Below are 17,645 nucleotides of genomic sequence, written 5' to 3'. Positions count from 1 at the left end.
GGTTACTCCTGGGCGACGTACAGCGCACCCGCCGGCAGAAACCCGGGGTGCGAGACTTTGTTACGCGTAACGATTTCCTCGGCACGGGAGGCGTCGCCGAAACACTGATAAGCCAGCACGACCGCCGGCAGGCTTTCCTTGCGCTCGACCACCACCAGGCGCACCCCGGCGGCCGCGACTTCTGACAGATGCGCTTTGGCGCTCTTGCGCAGCGCTTCCAGAACCTGGAAATGCTCATGGGGGGCCACCAGGGCGGCCGACCACAGCGCATCGTTCAGCGCTTCGCGCAGCTCGATCACGTCCGCCGCTGCCGGCACCTCGGGCCGAGTGATCGGCGCCGATACCTGCTGCTCGACCACCGGCACACCTGGCAAGGGGACCGGTGCCGGCACAACCGGCATCGAGGCCGCCGAGCGCGCCGCGTGAACGATCAGGGCATCACGCATCAGCTCACGCGCAGCCAGCACCGCAGCTGCCGTCGCCTGACCACCGGCCGGCGTGACAGCTTCGGCGTCGCGCTTGATTTCCTCGCTCAGCCCCTGTGCCAGCTCAGTTTTCGCTGCAATATCCCGCGAAGCCTCATCCAGGCTTGGAGCGTCCTGTTCGGCGCCTGCCAGGCGCGCAACGGTCCGGGCGAACTCCGGATCAGCTTCGACCGCTGCCGCGCTGTGCGCGCCGTTGGAAGGCTGCCAGCGGTAGCCCGACGACCGCGAGCGGCCCCCGACCCCGGCGAACTGTGCGCGGATCATCGCCGCGAAGTTGCCGGGGGCATTCGTCAGCATGTCGGCAAGCGCTTCAACCGAACTGACAATGCCCAGCAGCTGCCCGAACTCCTGCTGAATCACCTGCTGAATCCCGGCTATGCCGTTCTGCAGCACCGCAATAGCCATCCGCGTCCGGTCTACCACGGCCATCGCTTGCTTGTAGCGAGCAATGGCCGACTCAAGCAGGCCCTCTGAGTCTTCCTCGACCTGCACAGACTGGCGCTTAACCCCGACCGGGTAGCCCTTCTCCCCGGCTTCGACGAACACCAGGGCGAAGCGCACCAGGCCCCCAGCCCGGCGTTCGTGCGACACCTCGCAACCCTCGGCGGCAGTCACCTGCAGACGACCGAACCAGGGGTGCACCAGCTCGCCGGAGCCGGGCGTATCCAGCGCATGCAGCAGGTTGTCCCGCTGGAACAGGCAGTCATCGCCGATCACGAACGCATCGAGCTTTATCTCTCGGGTCTTGGCGCCCATGTCTTCCACCTGCGGCCGGTCCCGCTGGGGATATTCATGCAACTGAGTCCGTCGCCCGACCGGCGTTGCGTCGCTGTCAACGTAGAACGGCACGCCGCGAAAGCTCGCCGGGTGCAACTGTTCACGCCACGTATCCGGCTTATCAGCCATTCCTCCCCCCTAAGGACCGGTAGCCCACCTGCGGGCTAACCGACAGCCCGGGTTGATTGGTTTGCGCCGGGTCCGCCCGCATGCCGGCCGGCGCGTTCTCGAAACGCACGACCATGGCGCCGGTCAGCTCGGTCCGCTGTGACGCGGCCGTTTTCTGAATCAGCGACCCGCGCTCGGCCGGCAGACTGCCCGAGCCGATGCCGGACCGGGCCGATACCGGCGGCCGGCCTTCGGCTTCTGGCAGCAGCGCCTTGACACCTGCCGGCGCCGGCAGCGGCCCCGGCAGGGTCTTTGCCGCTGCCACCACCTGCAGCGGCGCCGGTTGCACCAGCGGCCCGCTGTCGTTCGCTGGAGCGCGTAGCAGGCTGGCTACCTGCGTCGCCTGCGGCAGCAGCTCAGGCGCTGCAGCAATCGGCTTGACCAACTGGCCGGGGGTCGGCAGGCCTTCGCCGTTGCGTGCGTTCTGCTGCTCCGCCCATTCGCGGATCTTCGACGACGCCGCATTGATCACACCGTCACCGTCAGAGCTGACCCCGAGAAACTTCATCATCGGTTCGATGATCGGTTTCAGGTCGCTCCAAAGGTCTTGGAAAAACTGCGTGATCGGCCCCCAGTGCTTGACGATCAGCCCGAGCGGCGTCCAGTCGAACATGGTTTTCATGTGCTCAAGAAACGGCACAGAGAAAGCTTTGATCAGCTCCCAAACCGAGCTAAACAGCTCGACCAACGGGCCCCAGTTCTGAATCACCATACCGATGGGCGTCCAGCTCAGGCCGGCTTTCAGGAACTCCCAGGCCGCCATGGCCGGCGCCTTGACCTGCTCCCACAGCCGCACGAAAAACGGGATCAGTTGCCCCCAGTTCGCCGCGATCATGCCGAGAGGCGTCCAGCGGAACGCCTGCTTGAACCAGCCCCACAGAATCAGGGCCGGGCCCTTGATTTGCTGCCAGAGCTTTTCGAAGTACGGCCCGACCGTTGACCAGTTGGCAATCAACACGCCGGCCGCAATCGCGATCCCGCGCACGATCAGACCTATGGGGCTCATCGTCGCTATAGCGCCCATCAGAGACAGCGCAGCAGTAACACCAGCCGCTGCCAGGCGCAGCACCGTGAACCCAACGGCAGCGCCAAGGATGCCCTTGACCAAGGCAGGATTCTGCCCGGCGAACTCGGCCACCTTGCTGACAATCGGCCCGACCACAGCCACAAAGTCATTGAGCGGCGGCAACAGGGCGTTACCCACTGTGATGCCCAGGCGAGTTACGCGGTTCTGCAGCAGCTGCAGGGAGTTTTCAGTGGTCGCGGCGCGGGCCGTGTATTCGTCCAGCATTGAGCCGCCATACTGCTCCGCGTCACCGACCTTCGTTAGGTTCCCCTCCAGCAACTTAAGGTTGGTGATAAGCGGCGTGATCGCACCTACGGACTCACTGCCGAACAAGTTTGTCAGCAAGGCCGGGCGCTTGGCGGCGTCAATCTCCGATATCCGCTTAAGCAGATCCAACATAGTGGCCTTGGAGTCCTTCTGCATAGCCACTGCTACTTGCTTGGAGTCCAGCCGCAAGGCCTTGAACGCCTGGGCCTGAGACTTCGTTGCCGCTGATCCCTTGGTCATGGCCAGCATGAAGTTCTTGATGCCCGTTGCCGCTACGTCCTGCTTAACCCCAACGCCGGCCATGGTGGCACCGATGGCCGCCACCTGCGCCGAACTCAAACCGGCCACCTCGCCCAGCGCGCCGATTTCAGTGATTATTGAGGAAATTTGCGCGGTGGTCGCCGGCCCCGTGTTGCCCAGGTAGTTGATTTGATCCGCGAGCGTGACAACTTCGGCCTGATTCATGCGGAACGCCGTGCGCCACTTGGCCATCATCTCGCCGGACTGCTCGGCCGTCTGGTCAAAGGCCACGCCCATTTTTACCGCGTCCTCGGCGAACTGCATCAGGTCTGTCCGTTCGATACCTGATTGACCGCCGGCCGCAACGATCTTGGCGATTCCGTCCGCCGCCATCGGCAGGCGTTCGGACAGGTTCAGAACGTCCGCGCTCATCGCCTTGAACTGCGCGGGCGTCTCGAAGTTAACGACCTTCTTAACGTCCGCCATGGCGCTTTCAAACTTGATCGCCGCTTGCACGCCCATCACGAACGGGGCCGCGATGGCCCCTCCCTGGATCGCATCGCCGAACGTGATTTTCCCAAGGCCCGAACTGTTCAACTGCTTGCGCAGATTGGCCGCGTTCTTGCGAATCCCGGTCAGTACTGGCGACAGCTTATCGACGCCGGTTATCAACGCCTTTAGCTGGAATCTGTCCGCCATCATTCACCCCCTGATGCGGTCTGCCGCTGTATTCGGTGCGCGTGTTCTTCACTTTCGAACAGCACGTCCAGGGGCCAGGCCTTGACCTGTTCCGGGCTGGTTTTCCAGTACCAGGCCAGGTCGTAGGCCAGCTCGGTCAGCTCTCCGATTTCGGCGAAGCGGCAGCCATGAAAAAACCCGCAACCGCCCAGGCAATGCCGTTGAAGTCGTGCAGTTCCAGCTGGCCAACAGAACCCGGGGGAATGCCGGCACAAACGGCGATGTACTTGCTGGCAATGTCCAGATCCAGGGAAACCGACTCGTCTTTGTCGATCTTGTACGGCAGCGCTTTGATATCGCGGCAGTCCTGCACGGTGGGCCGGCGCAGCTCCAGGGCGGTCAGGGTTTCACCGTGGGCTTGAATCGGTGTACTCAGGTCAATAGTTACGATGCTCATTACTGCCAGTCTCCTGCGATGCCTTCGAAGTTGAGAGAAACCTTGCCGTCATCCCCGGTGACGTTTACGTCATCGACCAGGTAGGCACCGGACAGCACGTAACTACTGCCGTCCTTGAATTCAGCGGTGACGGTCATGTTTGTGCCGCCGGACAACTTGGCCACGGGGAAATTCGGGGTTTTCACTGCGTCAACCTTGAGAAAAGGCGTGCGGTCTTCCTCCTTGAAATAGCCCTTGATGATGGTTTCGCGCTTGACCTTTGACAGCGGCGCCTCTACGCCTCCCGTGATTACCAGCTGATCGCCATCGACTTTGATGTAACAAGTACCTGCAACTTTCTGACCCATAAAAAGGGGCTCCACAAAAAGGCCCGCACAAGGCGGGCCGGGGTAAATCGGTAAGGTTTAGGCCGCGTCGGGGTACTGCAGCCGGAATTGATACGACAGGGCCAGGACGCGCAGCTGGTTGACCAGATCCGGCGGGAACAGCACCGCGATGCGGTTCGGGTCTTTCGCGTCGCGCTCAACAATCAGGTGTTGTTTGAACAGCTCCATGTTCTCGACCAGTCCGGCGCGCTCCAGCTCGCCATATGCCGCCACCAGTTCGCCCCGGATCACCAGCGGCGTCACGATGGCCTGGCCCGGGCCAAAGCTGGTCCCATCGTTGGCCAGCTTGTGACGGCCGTATTTGCTGGTAATACGGCCCTGCAGGTTGCGAATCACATGTGCCGACTGGTGCAGCGGCTCGCTGTCCAAGTAGGACGTATCGGCCTGGCCGTAAGCGTTGCGCTGGTAGGTCGTCACGGCACGCTGAATGCGATAAGAGCCGCCCTCGTAGTACGCGGTGGCAATGCCGTAGCTCAGCAGCGATTGACGCTCGGTCAGGGTAAAGCGGTCGCTGGCCGGGGCTGGATCGATGCCCGACAGGGTGCCGGTCTGCGTTGGCCGGCCGGGGTCGGCACTGATGAACACCGCCGTTCGCGCCGCATATTGCGCGGCCACTTCCCACACCGGCTGTGGCAACCCGCGTTCGAAGCCGTGCAACGTCATGTGCTGGTCGTTGCGGGCCCGGCCGGCGGCCACCAGCTCGCCGACACTGCCGCGCTTGGCGCTGTAAACATGGCCATAGAGCTGCTTGGCCCAGGACCAGCGCCCGGCCGTGTCGTCCATCGTCGCTTTCCAGGCGTCGAGCGTGGCCGTATCGCTCCAGGGCTGACAGATAAATTCGAACGGTTCATCCCCCAGCGCCGCCAGCGCGGCGGCCATGTCCGGCGCGCCAAGCCCGCCAGTCATCACACCCGCCACCAGGGTCAGGCCTGGCGGCGTTTCTTCGCCAGAAGGCCGTCCCAGGCGGTTCAGTTCAATGCGGATATCGTTGCCGAGGTCGCCCTTGAACTTAGCCAACAGGTTGACCACCGGGCCAGCCGCCGTGGCAGTGACCGGCAGATCGATCGACTCGTTAACCCGTGCCGCAATGGCCGTGGCCACCGCTTCGGCGGACATGGACGCGGTGACGCTGGTCCGCACGCGCTGGCCAGCAATGTACAGATTGACCAGGCCCGGCGCCGAGGTCGTGCCCGTTACCGTAACGGTGCCCTTGGCCGCCGCGCCTTCGGTCACGGTCAGCGGCAGACACCAGACCTCGCCGGCCACGTCGATGGCCCGATGCTTGTTGTACATAGCCGCGAGCATCGAGCCGGCGCCGCCGATATCCAGAACATCGGCCGGGCGCGTCACCAGGACCAGGCGGCCGACTTCGGAACTGGTGACACCTTCGTTCACCTGGCCGACGATCAGCCGGCGCAGCGCACCGCCGCCGCTGGTGTTCGCCATCGAGTTATCAACCTCGGCGTAGAACAGCGGAACGCGGATATCAGATGGAATGTTGTTAAAGCTGATCATGCTTTGCCCCCTTTCGCAGGCTTGGTTTCAGCGGCCGGCAGATCCTCGACCCGCACCACGTCACCGTCATTGAGCCGGCGTTGCCACCAGGCATTGAGAGCCACCGGCCGCCCATCTGCAGGCAACAGGCGGCCGCCGTCTTCCGGAACCGGGCAGTCACGCCCCGGCGCCGGCTTCACATGAATCATGGATTGCATTACGGGAAGTCCTCGCGAGTTGTTAGCTCGATCCGGCCGTCAGGTCCGGTCGGGGCTAAGTTTTTGTCGGCCATCGGATCGATAAAGTCGACGGCCATGTCTACACCTGCCAACGGGGGAAGCCCGGCAAGGAACCACTCTTGCCACGTCTCGGGGGTGCCGAGTCCGGACCAGTGCACATTGCCTAGCGTGAACTCGGCAACGAACCGGAAGCGGTAAACCACCCGATCACGGTCGATCACCAGCAGGGCGCCGCTGTCGTACTCAAGCCAACCCATGTCCTGATCTGGCTCAAAGCCGACCAGGGCGCGAAATAGGCTTGCCCGGACTGAATGCAACTGATCGGCAGCGGCCTGGCCGCGTTCGTCAACGTTGCGCAGCACAACGCACACGTCTATCGAGTCGCGCACGGTCTGAGTAACCACGTTCTGCGAGGCCGGCGGGTCGGCTTCATCGCCCGTAGGGATCACAAACGCCGCCGGCAACTCGACCAGGGCGCTGGCTTGCGTGGGGTTCCAGTCCAGCGCGCCGGCCACCCGCTCGTGGAAACCCGGGCAACGGGCGCGCAGCTGCTCCACGATTGGAGTAATTCGCATATCAAAGGGCTCAGGTAGGGGCCCAAGGGGGGCCGTAGGTTTCAGTTCAGGGCAGCGGCAAAGGCCGCCTGCAACACCCGTTGTACGTCAGCGCGGGAGTCTTGCAGGGCATCGCTCATGTAGTTATCACGCGGGGCAATCCGCCAACCCGATTGCCGGCGGGCCTCGCGCAGCGCCTGTCGCTCGCCGCGGGCGCGGCGCTTGCCGCCTCGCCCCTTGATGCGGGGACCATTGCGCACCCCGTAATGCAGGTACGCGGGGTAAAACGCGGCCATGTCCTTGGACTTGGAAGGAGCGACGCGCACCAAGAAACCCGACCGGGAAACCTTGGCATTGATCGAATGCAAGGTTGCCCCAGTGCGGTTGACCGGATAACCCGCCTGCCCCTTGCCTAGAGCCAGGTTCATCTGTGCCCGCTGCAGGACCAACAGGCCGGCCTTGCGCATCCCTGCGCGTACCTGGCGCTTGTCGAAAGCGTCACGTTCGAAGGCTTCGAAGCCCTCGATATGCATGTAACCGTCAACGGAAGCGGAATTCGTCACCGATCACCTCCCCGGCGTCTACGGCGCCGCTTTGGACTTCTTCGACCTCGATCACCGACCAGACGTTACGCCCGCCGATGGTGCTGGGCCGCTTGACCCGGAACACCTGGCCGTCCTCGACGATTTCATGCCGGGCGTCGAGGCCTGGCACATAGCGGAAGTAGACCCGGTGGGTAATCACATTCCCGGTTTGCACCGTGCCTTGATACGTCGCCGTCCCGAGCGGTTCAATCTTGGCCCAGCGCGAGGCCACCGGAATAAACTCAGACTCCAGGCCCGGACCGTCGCGCTGCGCGTGATCAGCCCGCAGCCGCACCTGGACCCGGTGCTGCAGCTCCCCAGTTTCTGGCGGCCTCATAGCGAGAACCAGCGGTAAGGGCCGACCAGAGCTTCAAACGCCAAGGGCAGCGCCTTGGAGTCCATAGCGCCGGCTTCCGTGACCGCCTCGCGGTTACGATGCCAGTGGGCAACCAACATCAGCATGGCCAGGGTTAAGTCATCCGTTACGGGTAACGAATTCTCCGGCGCATCTGGCGGCAGCAGACCGCGCAAATACACCTCATCGGCGCCGGCATTGGCCGGCGCATCCTCGGGCAGCACAACCTGGAACAATCGGCGCCCGGTCGAGGTTTCAACCAGACGCCAGGCTGCGCGCCCGTAGGCCATCAGCAAGCGGTCTTCCTGGGTTTCGTCCTGCTCCAGGCGGCACTGTTCCTTGATTTGCTCAAGCGTCAGCATGCACGCACAGGGGCCGCTTGCGCGGCCCCGCCTCCTGCCGCTTAAGCGGCTCCCATCTTGAGCATTTTTACAGCCTGGCTGTTTTCCAGCATGGCCCCGACGCGCTTGGTGGTGTAGAAGCCAACATAGGGCTTGTTGGTGTAGGGGTCGCGCAATACGCGGGTACCAATACGGTCGATGATGGTGTAAGCCCGCTTGTAGTTGCCGAAGGAGATTGGCTGCACACCGGGCGCGATATCCGGCATTTCCTCGTTCTCGGCGATGCCATAGCCCAGCAGGATCGACGGCGCGCCCTCAGCCAGGCCAGGGCGCCACAGATAATCACCCTCGGCGTTCTTGAGCAAACGACAGGCCATCAGAGAAAGCCCGTTCATCATCCACTTTGCGCCAGAGCGGTAAGGCTTGCGCAGGGTATAAATGAGTGCCATCAGCTCATCAGCGTTCAGCTTCGCGCCACTGGCCAGCATGTGCTGCAGCTTGCCGTAGTCGCGGGTTTTGTCGTCCTTGTCATCAGTGGGGAACGCAAACAGCCCCTTTGGCTTGTTGACCCCATCGCCATAGCTGAAGCCGGCTTCTTCCTGCTCGGAAAACTCAATGTTCACATCGCCAGAGAGCCATTTTTCGACATCGAAGAAACTGTCATCGAGCATGCCCTGAGTGGCTTGTGGGTTTGCGTAGATTTCTCCCCAGGTCGGCTTGACCTCTTTGAGCTTCGGCGTACCTGTCGCCGGGCGCGGATCACTCTCGCCGACCCAGCCAGAAGTTGCGCCGCCGAGGTTCACCAGCTTCTTATAACCTGTGCCGCCCAGGGTGATGCCATTGCACTCCTGGCGCATGACGGAAGTTTCACGGGCCAGCTCGATCAACGCCCGGTCAAGATCCTCCGGCACCGCAAAGCCGCCGTCTTCATCGGTGGCAGTGTTCAGCGCCTTGCGCTCCAGATCGCGCAGGCCGTCTTCAAGCCCCTTGCGCACGAACATACCGAAAGCGGTTTTGTGCTCGGCCAGGACCTTGGAAACCGGCGGGCCACCACCTGGGCGGCGCTGACTTTTCAGCTCGGTTTCAAGCTCGGTCTTGTTCCTTTCCAGCTCGGTCAGCTGGCCATTGAGTTTTTCGACTTGCTCGGCGAGTTTGCCTTTCTCCTGAACAATGCCGTCCAGGCGCTGATCATTGAGTTTCTTGAACTCGTCGAAACGAGCGCCCAGGGCTTCGGCAACTTGCTGTACGTCTTGACTATCTACGGGCATAAAAGGCCCTCCTTAACTAACAGGGATTCGGTTGACTAGGGATTTCAAAGCGGCCAGCCCGGCGCTGTCGTCCGCCTCTCGCGGCGCCAGTGCGCTGTAGCCTTTGGCCATAAAACTCTTGGCCTGGGTGTGGCTTAGCCCTACCTCGCGCAGGGCTCTTTCCATTTTGCTGGGGGCCGGAATCTCCCCACGGTCCAGCGCCGACTTAACGGCGGTGACGCTGGCTTCTTCGTTCATGGCGAACGTGACTACAGAGACTTCCCACAGCTCAATTTCCTTGAGCAAATAGGCCTCTTTGTCCCGGGACCATTCGTAGTCTTTCAGCACGTAACCAATAGACAACCCGGTCACACTGCCGGCCTTCATGTGGGCATGCGCCCGCTTGGCCAGGGGGTCCGCGTCGATCAACAGGCGACCCCGGACGTACAGGCCTTTTTCATCCTCTCGCATCTCCAGATGCGGGCCGATGGGTTCTTCGACGTTGTGCTGCCACAGCACAGGCGGCAACTTGCCTTTGGCCGCCCAGGCCGCCAGGGTCTTGGTAAAGGCCCCCGGCATCACAATGTCGTAGCCCAGGTCACGCACGCCGAACACTGAGCCGTAGCCCTCAAAGTCGCCCGTATCGCTGACCTCTTTTAAGTCCAGCGGGACGAACAGTTTTTTAATCTCCATTGGCTGCCTCGGGGTTGGTCGTCATGTTCATCGGGGTCAGGTACACGTCGCCGCCTTCGCGGGGGTTCTCGTCCTCTTTTTCAAGGCAGTCATTGGGCGACCACATGCCCCACTGGATGCCCTTGCCGTAGGCCTCCATGCGCGACTTCAGGTCGCCGCGCAGCAGGGCGCTGGTGTTGAACTTGGCGAAGTGGGTTAGCTGTTCTTCCGGCTTGAGCAAGCCGACCCGAACCCGTCCCTCAACACGGGTCAGAATTGGCACCAGGGAGTAATTCAGGAACCCCGCGCCCTGCTGTTCGATGTTCGAAAACGTGGCTTTTTCAAGGTCCGCAATCATGTGCGGGGGCACCCGGAACAGACCGCAGACCTCGGCGCGCTGGTACTTGCGGGTTTCCAGAAACTGGCTGTCCTCAAGGTTCAGGCTTACCGGCTTCCACTGCAGGCCCATTTCCAGAATCATCGGCTTATGCGCATTGCTCAGGCCGGCGTGCTCCTCGTTGAACTGCGTTTTCAGTCGGCTGAAAGACTCGTCTGTCAGCTTCTGTTCAGTGGTCAGCACGCCACTTGTTACCGCGCCATTGCTGAACAGCTGGGCGCCGTGTTCTTCGGTCGAGAGCCCCAGGGCAATGGATTGCCGCGCATAGGAAACCGGGTTAAGCCCCGTGATGCCGTCCAGGGTGAACAGCCGTACATGCCAGATTTCCGCCTGTGTCAGCGTCTCGGTTTCGCCGTTGCGCCAAGTGACGTCATAGACCAGCTGCCAGTCCTCAGTCAGGCGGGGCCGAACCGCGCCGGGGTCGATTGGCAGCAGCTCCTGCACCTTGCCGGCTACAACGACCTTGTAGGCATAGAAGTTGCCCCGCAGCATCAGGCACACCACCAGCAGTTCCCAAAACTCCTGGGGGGTCATGTATTCATTGGGTTGGATGTACAGCAGCCGGCCGACGGGGTGCTCATGGTCAGGAAGACGAACACGCCCGTTTTTCTTGAACAGCTTGCAGGGCAGCATCCCCACCCCTTCGGCCAGCACCCGCACACAGCTAAAAACCGTCACAAGGTGCATGGCCCGGCGCGGGGTAAGCTGCTGGCCAGCAAAGGCCGAGTAGTCCAGCCCCAGGGCCTTGGCGATCTTCTCCGGGGTGTCCAGCGCAGCACTGCCGGCGCTCTTGCGCGAGAGCATGCGTTTAAACATCAGTCTCCCCCCGTACTGCAGAAACAACAGCCAACGCCATCAGCACCGCTCCCACGACCATAAGCGCCCAGGATTCGCCGAACTCCAGCCAAAGCCCGCGCCCGAGCAATCCAAGGCCCACAACACCGGCCGAATCGGTCACGCGATCTGCCGCCCAGCGCCCGAGCGCGCAGAGTCCTACGCGGGCCTTGCTCAGCAAGGCCCGTGCTTTCTCGTTGAAAGTCATGGTTAAAGTGTCCGTATCCCGTGGGATTCAAGGTGTTCAGAAAGGGTTGCGTCTCTCGGCGCATCCGTCAGCAGCGCCCGCGACATGGCCATAAGGACAGCCACCAGGCCGTCAATCTTGCGCAAGTTGGTCTTGCCTTCGTCGGCCTTCTGCGGGGTCAAACAGCCCTTGTATTCGCGTGTAACCACGTTGCCGGCCTGCCAGGTCAACACCGGGTCACAGGAATGGCGGAACCGACGCGACAGCAAGGCCGCTTCAAGCTCGCGCATAGGCAAGTTCATGGTGGCAATACCGCCGCCAACCTCGACCACCTCCGCGCCATCCTTAAGCAGCTGGTGGGCCAACTGAGTGGCCCGCCACTTGTCGTAAGCGATTTCCTGAATGTCGAACATTTGCGACAGATCCGCGATGTCATCGCGCACCAAGTCAAAGTCCATTTCCTCGCCGTCGCACAGCTCCAGGTGATTGGCGTTCGCCCAAGCCTGATAGGCGTCTTTGTTCGGCCCGGCCCGCTCAATGGCCCCCTCTGGCAAGTAGGACCGGCAGAACACCGTCCAGCGGTCCACCAGCTTGCCGCTGCCGGCGACAAGCTCCACCTTGTCACGGAACACCAGGGCCACGGCGGTCATGTCCGATTTGCTGGCCAGGTCAACACCGACCCAGCAGGGCTTGCCCAGGAACTGGTCAAGGGTCAACGTTGGATCGCCGCAGGCCTCCCAGTCGGCAATGTTTAGCCAGGCCTGTTTGGCACTCACCCAAATATTCAGATGCTTTGTTTTAAAAGCGTTCTGCCGTGACGGGTAACGGATGGCGTCTAACTGCCGCTTGCGCAGAAACTCAGCGTCAACCGATATGCCGTAATTCGGGTTTGCCTTGCGCAGCGCAGCCGGGTCTTTCCAATCGTCGTCCTCGTCGATTGTGTAGATGATCCCGAAAAGTTCATCATTCGGAACGGTGCCGTTCAGCTTGTCGATCAGCTGGTTACGCTGCATGTAGCACGGACCGGCGATGTTGTAGCCCGCCGTGGTAATGACGAACATCAGTGGCTGCTCACGGGCGCCCATACCGGTCAGCATGGTTTCATAGAGCGCCGCCGTCTGGTGTTCGTGGAACTCATCGACCAGGGCGCAGCTCGGCGACTGCCCGTCGCCAGGGTCGCCAATCAGCGGTTCGAACTTGCTTTCGTCGTCCGTGATCGACAGGTTTTTAGCTGCAACCTGAATGCCGAACGCCTCGATCAGTTGCGGGGTGCGCCTGACCATCTGGCGCGCCGGCTTGAACACCTCCCAGGCCTGCCGCTCGGTGGTCGCGCCGCAATACACCTCGGCACCAAACTCGCCGTCCATACACAGCATGAACAGCCCCACGCCGGCCGCCTTGACGCTCTTGCCGTTCTTGCGCGGCACTTCAATGTAGACCTCGCGATATCGGCGCCGCCGGGTCTTCTTATCGACCCATCCGAAAATCGCGCAGAAGATAAACAGCTGCCAGGGCTGCAGCCTGATCAGCTCTTTCTGCCCGGCCCACTTGCCCTTTGCATGGGGCAGCAACTGGACGAACTCACAAACAGCCTCAGCGCGGTCACGGTCGAACGTCCACCGAAAGCCGCGTTTCTTCGATGCCGCCAGGTCGTCTAGATGCTGCTGGCAGGTCTTGCGGACCCACTTGCCCGCCGGGATCTTCCCCGCCACCACGTCCCGGGCGTACTTGTTCGCACCGTTTACGCTCGGGTAGCTGGCCATGGGGTTAACTCACTTCGCGGCGGCCCTGCCTCCCTTGATCAAAAGGAACGGGTTCTCGGGTTTCTCTTTCCCACCTCCACCAGTCAGGCGCGCACGGCTTGCAGGGTCGAGCCCCAGCGCGCTGCCAAAGGTGGCCATCTGGCGCAACGACTCGTTAATCACCGTGCAAGCGGGGTTCTTTTTCAGAACCCCTTTTTTGTCCGTTACGGTAACGCCGACAGTGGCGACCTCAGCTTCTGCGTCGCGCCACCGCTGGTAAGCCGCGCAGAAGGCGGCCAGGTTGTGGGTGTCGGTTCGGGTCATGATCCCGGCCTTGGTCAACCAGGGCGCGGCCATTTCCCAGGCCTCGGCGCCCCACTCGCCAAGCCAGCCTGGCACCTCCGGCACTTCGGCCAGCGGGTCCGGCGCGGGGCCTTCTTTGTTGAGCTTTCGCTTGCCCGGGTTGCCCTGGAGCATCTTTAGCGCGGTTGGCTTTGCGGGCCTTCCCATTGATCAAGCCCCCTGTTTTCCCAAAAATCGATTTTTTTTAATTTCGCGGCTGTAAGAAAAAGGCTGGGCGATCGGTGGAGAAGGCGAAAAGCTGCAGAGATTTTCACCCCCCCTCCCCTTTTTCGGATTTTCGACGATTTTTTGACGTTTTTCCGCTCACGTTCGCAGACGCGCCGCCAGGGCCTCGCGCTGCGTTTTCAGGCGGTGGCAGTCGCTGTTTATCGCTGCCAGATTGTAAAAATCATCCGTTCCACCCAGGTGTTTAGGTATTACGTGGTCAACTTCCGACGCCGGAAGGCGGCAACCTTTGCAGTTTTCGCACTGGCACAGGTAACGGTCCCGCTTGAGGACAGCGGCCCGCTTCTTGCGCCATGCCCAGTCATAGCCGCGCTGCTCTGCAGTGCCTCGACCTGGGCGGCTCCAGCCGCTGGCCAGGTGTGCATGAGCATCACAGTAGCCGTGGTCACTCTGCGTCTTGCCCGGACACATGGGGGACCGGCACGGGCGTTTCGCTCTTGGTGGCATTGCGGCGCAACTCCCGTTGATAGAGGGCCTTAAGCCAGAAAATACTTTCAGCGTTCAGCAGTTCTTGCACAGCACGCCGATAGGCTTCGTCATGCATCTTGCGAACCCTGGCCCGCATGCAGCAGGCCCTCGACAGAAGCTTCTCAACAAAAAACACTTCGAAGCCGGATAAGTATCCAGATGCCTTGGCCCTTTTAAGCCGGCGCCTGATCCGCTTTTCTATCTCGCGGAATCCACTCACCGCTGACCCCCTGCGGCTGCTTGTTTCTGGATGCAGTCCAGCACCTGGGCGGCGCACTTGGTCAAGGCGTCTTCCGCCTCATCGAGCGCGGTGTAAGCCGACTCAGTGAGAGCCAGCGGCGGACGCCCCGGCAGACGACACGGCACCAGGCTGCACACCTGCGGCAGCGGCGCGGTAGGCTGCGGGATCGGTTGTTTCAGGTCTTGCGTACCGCAGCCCGATAGCAACAGGGACAGGACTGCCCAGGTAGTCAAAGATTGCTTTGTCATTGCGCTTAAGCTCGGACATGTTGCGATTGATTAAGACGGTCTGCCCGTCAAGGACTGTCAGCACTTGCTGACTTGCCCGGCTGATATCGGTCAGCCGGTCCTGCAGCTCGGCGCGATCACTGACCACCTGCTGCAGGCTGTCGCTGTATCGGGTCAATTCGTCGATCTGGTCGGAACGGTCGCGAGCTTCCTTCAAGGCAGCGTCACGGACCATGATTGAATGATCGGCAAACCAGAGCGCCGAAACGACAACAAGGCCGCTTACAGCAGCGACCAGGGGGTTAAGTGACATGGACAACCTCTTGCACAAGGCCCGGCCGGAAGTAGGTCGAGAGCCACGCAATGACGGCGGCCGGTGCCTCGCCGTCCATGTCGAGGACAGTCGCGGCCCGGCCGTCAGTGAATCGAACTTGATAGCGCTGCACCCTCATGGCGCAGCGAGGCACAGCTCTCGCCGCACCTGGGCCCGAGTGACAACGCCGCCGCAGTTGGACGCGGCCAGGCGGCAGTCCTTGCCGTCAACGTAGACCCACCGCAAGAACTCATCAGGGGCCCCGTAGCGGTCGCCGGCATTGAAGCGAGCCAGCAACGTAGAACGGCGATAGCGCGTCTCGCCGAACTGAAACACCCAATCGACATTGGCCACGCGACAGAGCCAGCCAACATCGGGCTTCAAGCGCTTGTCAACGGCGCTTATGGACGCCTGCAGATCCTGCTGCAGCCAGGCCATGCACTGGCCTACTGTGGCAACGTCGCCGCGCTTCACGCCCAGGGTGTGGCCGTAGCAGATCGTCCAGACTCCGGCGCCGTCCTGATAGGCAGTAAGCCGGCACCCTTCGAAGAACATCACCAGGGCCAACAGGACCGGCATAAAGCCGGCCGCAAGTGGCAGCACTAGGCCGCGTGGCAGCTTCATCCTTGAGCCTCCGGCTTCTTGGCCAACCACTTGGTTTTGATATGCCAGGCGAACAAGGACAGGCCATAAAGCAGCATTACCCATTGCGTCACGCTGGTAACAGGCGCACCAAAGAGCGTTGCGCCGGCATACGTCGCCGGGGGCACTATCAGTGCCCGCTCTACCGTTTCCGCCTTGGCGTTTCGGCAGGCCGAGGCGAACAAAAGCACCAGGGCGACCATGGCGAGCTTCGCCCGTGTGAATCTGTTCATTTGCCAGGCTCCAGACAGCAAAAAGCCCCGGCAGATGGCTGCCAGGGCTTCGGGGTGAAATTGATTGTTAGGGCCGTGAACGCAAACACGCCACGATGAACAAAAAGGTACGGAACTGGGCCAAGCAAGTACAGCCAACCGACGTCCAACCGAATTTGACCATGGCGTTACCCGTCACGCATCGACAGTTGGAATCCTCAGTTTCCAGGCTGCCGGAGTGTGCAGGCACGCAAGCTCGCCCTTGAAGGCACCGCCGCAACCCGTGGGCAGTGTCTTGCCGCATTGGTTGCACGGGTAGCGCTGCGCGTCTGCTATCTGACCTTCCAGCCGGGCCGCATCCTCGCGCACCAGGGCGACAATGTATTCCTCAACTGAGTACGGCCCGTCACAGCCGCCGCGAACCGTTCGAGAGTTGTCGAGCATGGCCAGCACACCCGGCCAGAACTTGGGCGAAAACTCCTTAACGCCCTGCTCTTTCAGCTTCTCCCGGCGCTTCTGCTGCCGCTTGGTGGCGGCCTTCTTCTCCTTGGCGTTACCCGTCACGGTGGCAAGCTCTAAAGGCACGCTAAAGGTCTTGCAGATTTCATCAGCGGAAAACCTTCGCTGCTCAATCATGCCGCTCATGGGTTCAGCCTCCCGGTGATCCGCTCCCGCCAGGTAAGAGCCGTCCGGACCGGCTCCGGCCTATGCAGTCTCGACCGGCGCAGGACTACCAGAATCCACCGCAACCGCGTGTAGTCCAGCTCTGAAAGCGGACTTGCTTCGATCCACTCCCGAACCTCGGTCAAAGCGATTTCGTGATTCAAGCGGGCAGCCATCCGGGGCAACTGACTGATGTGTTCCAGATCACTGCCGAAAACATCCTCACTCAGTTCCAATAGGGTAACGGGTTGTTTGCTCATGTCCTAAAATCCTCCTTAGTAATTGATTGGTTGACGGGGCTCTAGGCCGCGCCGTTGTTGGTGTTGAGGGAGTCCGCTACGGCGCCGTGTCTCGGTGCTGTCTCGGTGGCAAAAAAAGAGAGGCCTTGCGATTCAAGCCATAGGTGCCAGCGCTCCAGGGCGTCCCGCTTGAGGGTTTCGGCGTGGGTATGGATGTACGCGGCGCGCAGGTCGTCCATGGCGTGGTTCAGCAGCAGCTCGCCAATGAAGTAGTCGATACCCAGGTCCAGCCACATGCTGCGGGCAATCTTTCGCAGGTCGTGGCTGCTCCATTCCCCTGCAGCAATAGCGCTGATTCGTTCTTGGGCTTGGTTGTCGGTGATCGGGTCGCCATCACCACGCGGGAACAGATAGGCGCCCGAGTAACCGGCCTGTTTCTGGCGGGTTCTATAGGCCTGAAGCAAAGCCACGGTGTGCCGGGTCAGGGGTAAGCGGTGGTCGCTGTCGGTCTTGGTGTCGGCCGCCGGCAGGAACCATTCCCCATCCCCTTCAAGGCTCAGGTTTTGCCACTTGGCCAGACGGGTTTCACTGATCCGCGTGCCGTGGCACAGCATCAGCAGCGGCAACATGCAATGAGCGGTCAGCCGGACCTCGGCAGCGGACAGACGCTTGATCAGCTCGGGCAACTGGTGCGGACGAAGGGCGCAGGGCTTGGGCCTTATAGGCGTGTCGATGAAGTCAGAAAACACCATGTCGGCCAGCGGATTGCTGGTAAGCATCTTGAGCTTGGCGGCTTGCTTGAATGCCGTTTTGACCAGGCCGAACGCCTGCCGGGTGTAAGCCAGGCTGCGCACTTCCTGCATAGGAAACACCAGGCGTTCG

The 17,645-nt window shown here is 61.8% G+C and carries 25 protein-coding genes; all 25 read right to left on the bottom strand.

The features are described 5' to 3' along the window. Positions 1 to 2 precede the first annotated feature (2 nt). A complete protein-coding gene (locus LXM55_RS31690) occupies positions 3 to 1,391 on the bottom strand; it encodes a DNA circularization protein (RefSeq protein WP_233324059.1) in 1,389 nt (462 codons plus the stop codon). After that, on the bottom strand, positions 1,384 to 3,702 hold the full coding sequence (locus tag LXM55_RS31685) for a phage tail tape measure protein (protein WP_233324058.1): 2,319 nt from the start codon (positions 3,700 to 3,702) through the stop codon (positions 1,384 to 1,386). Before LXM55_RS31685 ends, LXM55_RS31690 begins: the two co-directional genes overlap by 8 nt. A gap of 136 nt (positions 3,703 to 3,838) precedes the next feature. Next, positions 3,839 to 4,138, bottom strand: coding sequence for a phage tail assembly protein (locus tag LXM55_RS31680; RefSeq protein ID WP_233324057.1), 300 nt, complete (start codon positions 4,136 to 4,138; stop codon positions 3,839 to 3,841). Then, a complete protein-coding gene (locus LXM55_RS31675; RefSeq protein WP_233324056.1) occupies positions 4,138 to 4,485 on the bottom strand; it encodes a phage tail tube protein in 348 nt (115 codons plus the stop codon). Before LXM55_RS31675 ends, LXM55_RS31680 begins: the two co-directional genes overlap by 1 nt. A 57-nt stretch (positions 4,486 to 4,542) precedes the next feature. Further along, positions 4,543 to 6,039 carry a phage tail sheath subtilisin-like domain-containing protein gene (locus LXM55_RS31670; RefSeq protein ID WP_233324055.1) on the bottom strand — a complete coding sequence of 499 codons (1,497 nt, stop codon included), beginning with the start codon at positions 6,037 to 6,039 and terminating at the stop codon, positions 4,543 to 4,545. Beyond that, entirely contained in the window at positions 6,036 to 6,236 is a 201-nt protein-coding gene (locus LXM55_RS31665) for a DUF2635 domain-containing protein (RefSeq protein WP_233324053.1), read from the bottom strand. Before LXM55_RS31665 ends, LXM55_RS31670 begins: the two co-directional genes overlap by 4 nt. Further along, entirely contained in the window at positions 6,236 to 6,832 is a 597-nt protein-coding gene (locus LXM55_RS31660) for a Gp37 family protein (RefSeq protein ID WP_233324051.1), read from the bottom strand. The genes LXM55_RS31665 and LXM55_RS31660 overlap by 1 nt, the downstream gene beginning before the upstream one ends. Before the next feature lie 41 nt (positions 6,833 to 6,873). After that, entirely contained in the window at positions 6,874 to 7,374 is a 501-nt protein-coding gene (locus LXM55_RS31655) for a hypothetical protein (RefSeq protein WP_233324050.1), read from the bottom strand. After that, positions 7,352 to 7,732 carry a head-tail adaptor protein gene (locus LXM55_RS31650; RefSeq protein WP_233324049.1) on the bottom strand — a complete coding sequence of 127 codons (381 nt, stop codon included), beginning with the start codon at positions 7,730 to 7,732 and terminating at the stop codon, positions 7,352 to 7,354. The genes LXM55_RS31655 and LXM55_RS31650 overlap by 23 nt, the downstream gene beginning before the upstream one ends. Beyond that, entirely contained in the window at positions 7,729 to 8,112 is a 384-nt protein-coding gene (locus tag LXM55_RS31645) for a head-tail connector protein (RefSeq protein ID WP_233324048.1), read from the bottom strand. Before LXM55_RS31645 ends, LXM55_RS31650 begins: the two co-directional genes overlap by 4 nt. A 41-nt stretch (positions 8,113 to 8,153) precedes the next feature. Then, on the bottom strand, positions 8,154 to 9,359 hold the full coding sequence (locus LXM55_RS31640) for a phage major capsid protein (protein WP_233324047.1): 1,206 nt from the start codon (positions 9,357 to 9,359) through the stop codon (positions 8,154 to 8,156). 12 nt (positions 9,360 to 9,371) lie between these two features. Continuing rightward, positions 9,372 to 10,031 carry an HK97 family phage prohead protease gene (locus LXM55_RS31635; RefSeq protein ID WP_233324046.1) on the bottom strand — a complete coding sequence of 220 codons (660 nt, stop codon included), beginning with the start codon at positions 10,029 to 10,031 and terminating at the stop codon, positions 9,372 to 9,374. Continuing rightward, positions 10,021 to 11,223, bottom strand: a complete 1,203-nt coding sequence (locus LXM55_RS31630; RefSeq protein WP_233324045.1) for a phage portal protein — start codon at positions 11,221 to 11,223, stop codon at positions 10,021 to 10,023. The genes LXM55_RS31635 and LXM55_RS31630 overlap by 11 nt, the downstream gene beginning before the upstream one ends. Then, entirely contained in the window at positions 11,216 to 11,449 is a 234-nt protein-coding gene (locus tag LXM55_RS31625) for a hypothetical protein (RefSeq protein ID WP_233324044.1), read from the bottom strand. The genes LXM55_RS31630 and LXM55_RS31625 overlap by 8 nt, the downstream gene beginning before the upstream one ends. A 2-nt stretch (positions 11,450 to 11,451) precedes the next feature. Then, positions 11,452 to 13,191: a terminase large subunit gene (locus tag LXM55_RS31620; RefSeq protein WP_233324042.1), complete on the bottom strand. Its 1,740-nt coding sequence runs from the start codon at positions 13,189 to 13,191 to the stop codon at positions 11,452 to 11,454. Between the two features lie 9 nt (positions 13,192 to 13,200). Next, on the bottom strand, positions 13,201 to 13,647 hold the full coding sequence (locus tag LXM55_RS31615; protein WP_233324041.1) for a phage terminase small subunit P27 family: 447 nt from the start codon (positions 13,645 to 13,647) through the stop codon (positions 13,201 to 13,203). 189 nt (positions 13,648 to 13,836) lie between these two features. Further along, positions 13,837 to 14,169, bottom strand: coding sequence for an HNH endonuclease (locus tag LXM55_RS31610; RefSeq protein WP_233324039.1), 333 nt, complete (start codon positions 14,167 to 14,169; stop codon positions 13,837 to 13,839). Further along, positions 14,144 to 14,446 carry a hypothetical protein gene (locus tag LXM55_RS31605; RefSeq protein WP_233324038.1) on the bottom strand — a complete coding sequence of 101 codons (303 nt, stop codon included), beginning with the start codon at positions 14,444 to 14,446 and terminating at the stop codon, positions 14,144 to 14,146. Before LXM55_RS31605 ends, LXM55_RS31610 begins: the two co-directional genes overlap by 26 nt. Further along, a complete protein-coding gene (locus tag LXM55_RS32880) occupies positions 14,443 to 14,634 on the bottom strand; it encodes a hypothetical protein (RefSeq protein WP_442799802.1) in 192 nt (63 codons plus the stop codon). The genes LXM55_RS31605 and LXM55_RS32880 overlap by 4 nt, the downstream gene beginning before the upstream one ends. Beyond that, complete coding sequence (locus tag LXM55_RS31600) at positions 14,549 to 15,007, bottom strand: hypothetical protein (protein WP_233324036.1); 459 nt, start codon at positions 15,005 to 15,007, stop codon at positions 14,549 to 14,551. Before LXM55_RS31600 ends, LXM55_RS32880 begins: the two co-directional genes overlap by 86 nt. 135 nt (positions 15,008 to 15,142) lie before the next feature. Beyond that, a complete protein-coding gene (locus LXM55_RS31595; RefSeq protein WP_233324035.1) occupies positions 15,143 to 15,631 on the bottom strand; it encodes a lysozyme in 489 nt (162 codons plus the stop codon). Then, positions 15,628 to 15,882 (bottom strand): hypothetical protein, encoded by a 255-nt coding sequence (locus LXM55_RS31590; protein WP_233324033.1) that lies wholly within the window; start codon positions 15,880 to 15,882, stop codon positions 15,628 to 15,630. The genes LXM55_RS31595 and LXM55_RS31590 overlap by 4 nt, the downstream gene beginning before the upstream one ends. Before the next feature lie 174 nt (positions 15,883 to 16,056). Next, the gene (locus tag LXM55_RS31585) at positions 16,057 to 16,506 is read right to left on the bottom strand and encodes a hypothetical protein (RefSeq protein WP_233324032.1); all 450 of its coding nucleotides are present in this window, start codon (positions 16,504 to 16,506) and stop codon (positions 16,057 to 16,059) included. Continuing rightward, positions 16,503 to 16,784, bottom strand: a complete 282-nt coding sequence (locus LXM55_RS31580; RefSeq protein WP_233324031.1) for a hypothetical protein — start codon at positions 16,782 to 16,784, stop codon at positions 16,503 to 16,505. The genes LXM55_RS31585 and LXM55_RS31580 overlap by 4 nt, the downstream gene beginning before the upstream one ends. A 41-nt stretch (positions 16,785 to 16,825) precedes the next feature. Then, positions 16,826 to 17,645: site-specific integrase (locus tag LXM55_RS31575; protein WP_233324030.1), on the bottom strand; the 820-nt coding region annotated here is incomplete at its 5' end.

It is taken from the genome of Pseudomonas sp. Au-Pse12, assembly GCF_021341665.1.
In the GTDB taxonomy this organism is placed as follows: Bacteria; Pseudomonadota; Gammaproteobacteria; order Pseudomonadales; family Pseudomonadaceae; genus Aquipseudomonas.
The sequence above is the reverse complement of the archived record's forward strand: the minus strand, read 5'-3'. Positions and strand labels throughout refer to the sequence as shown.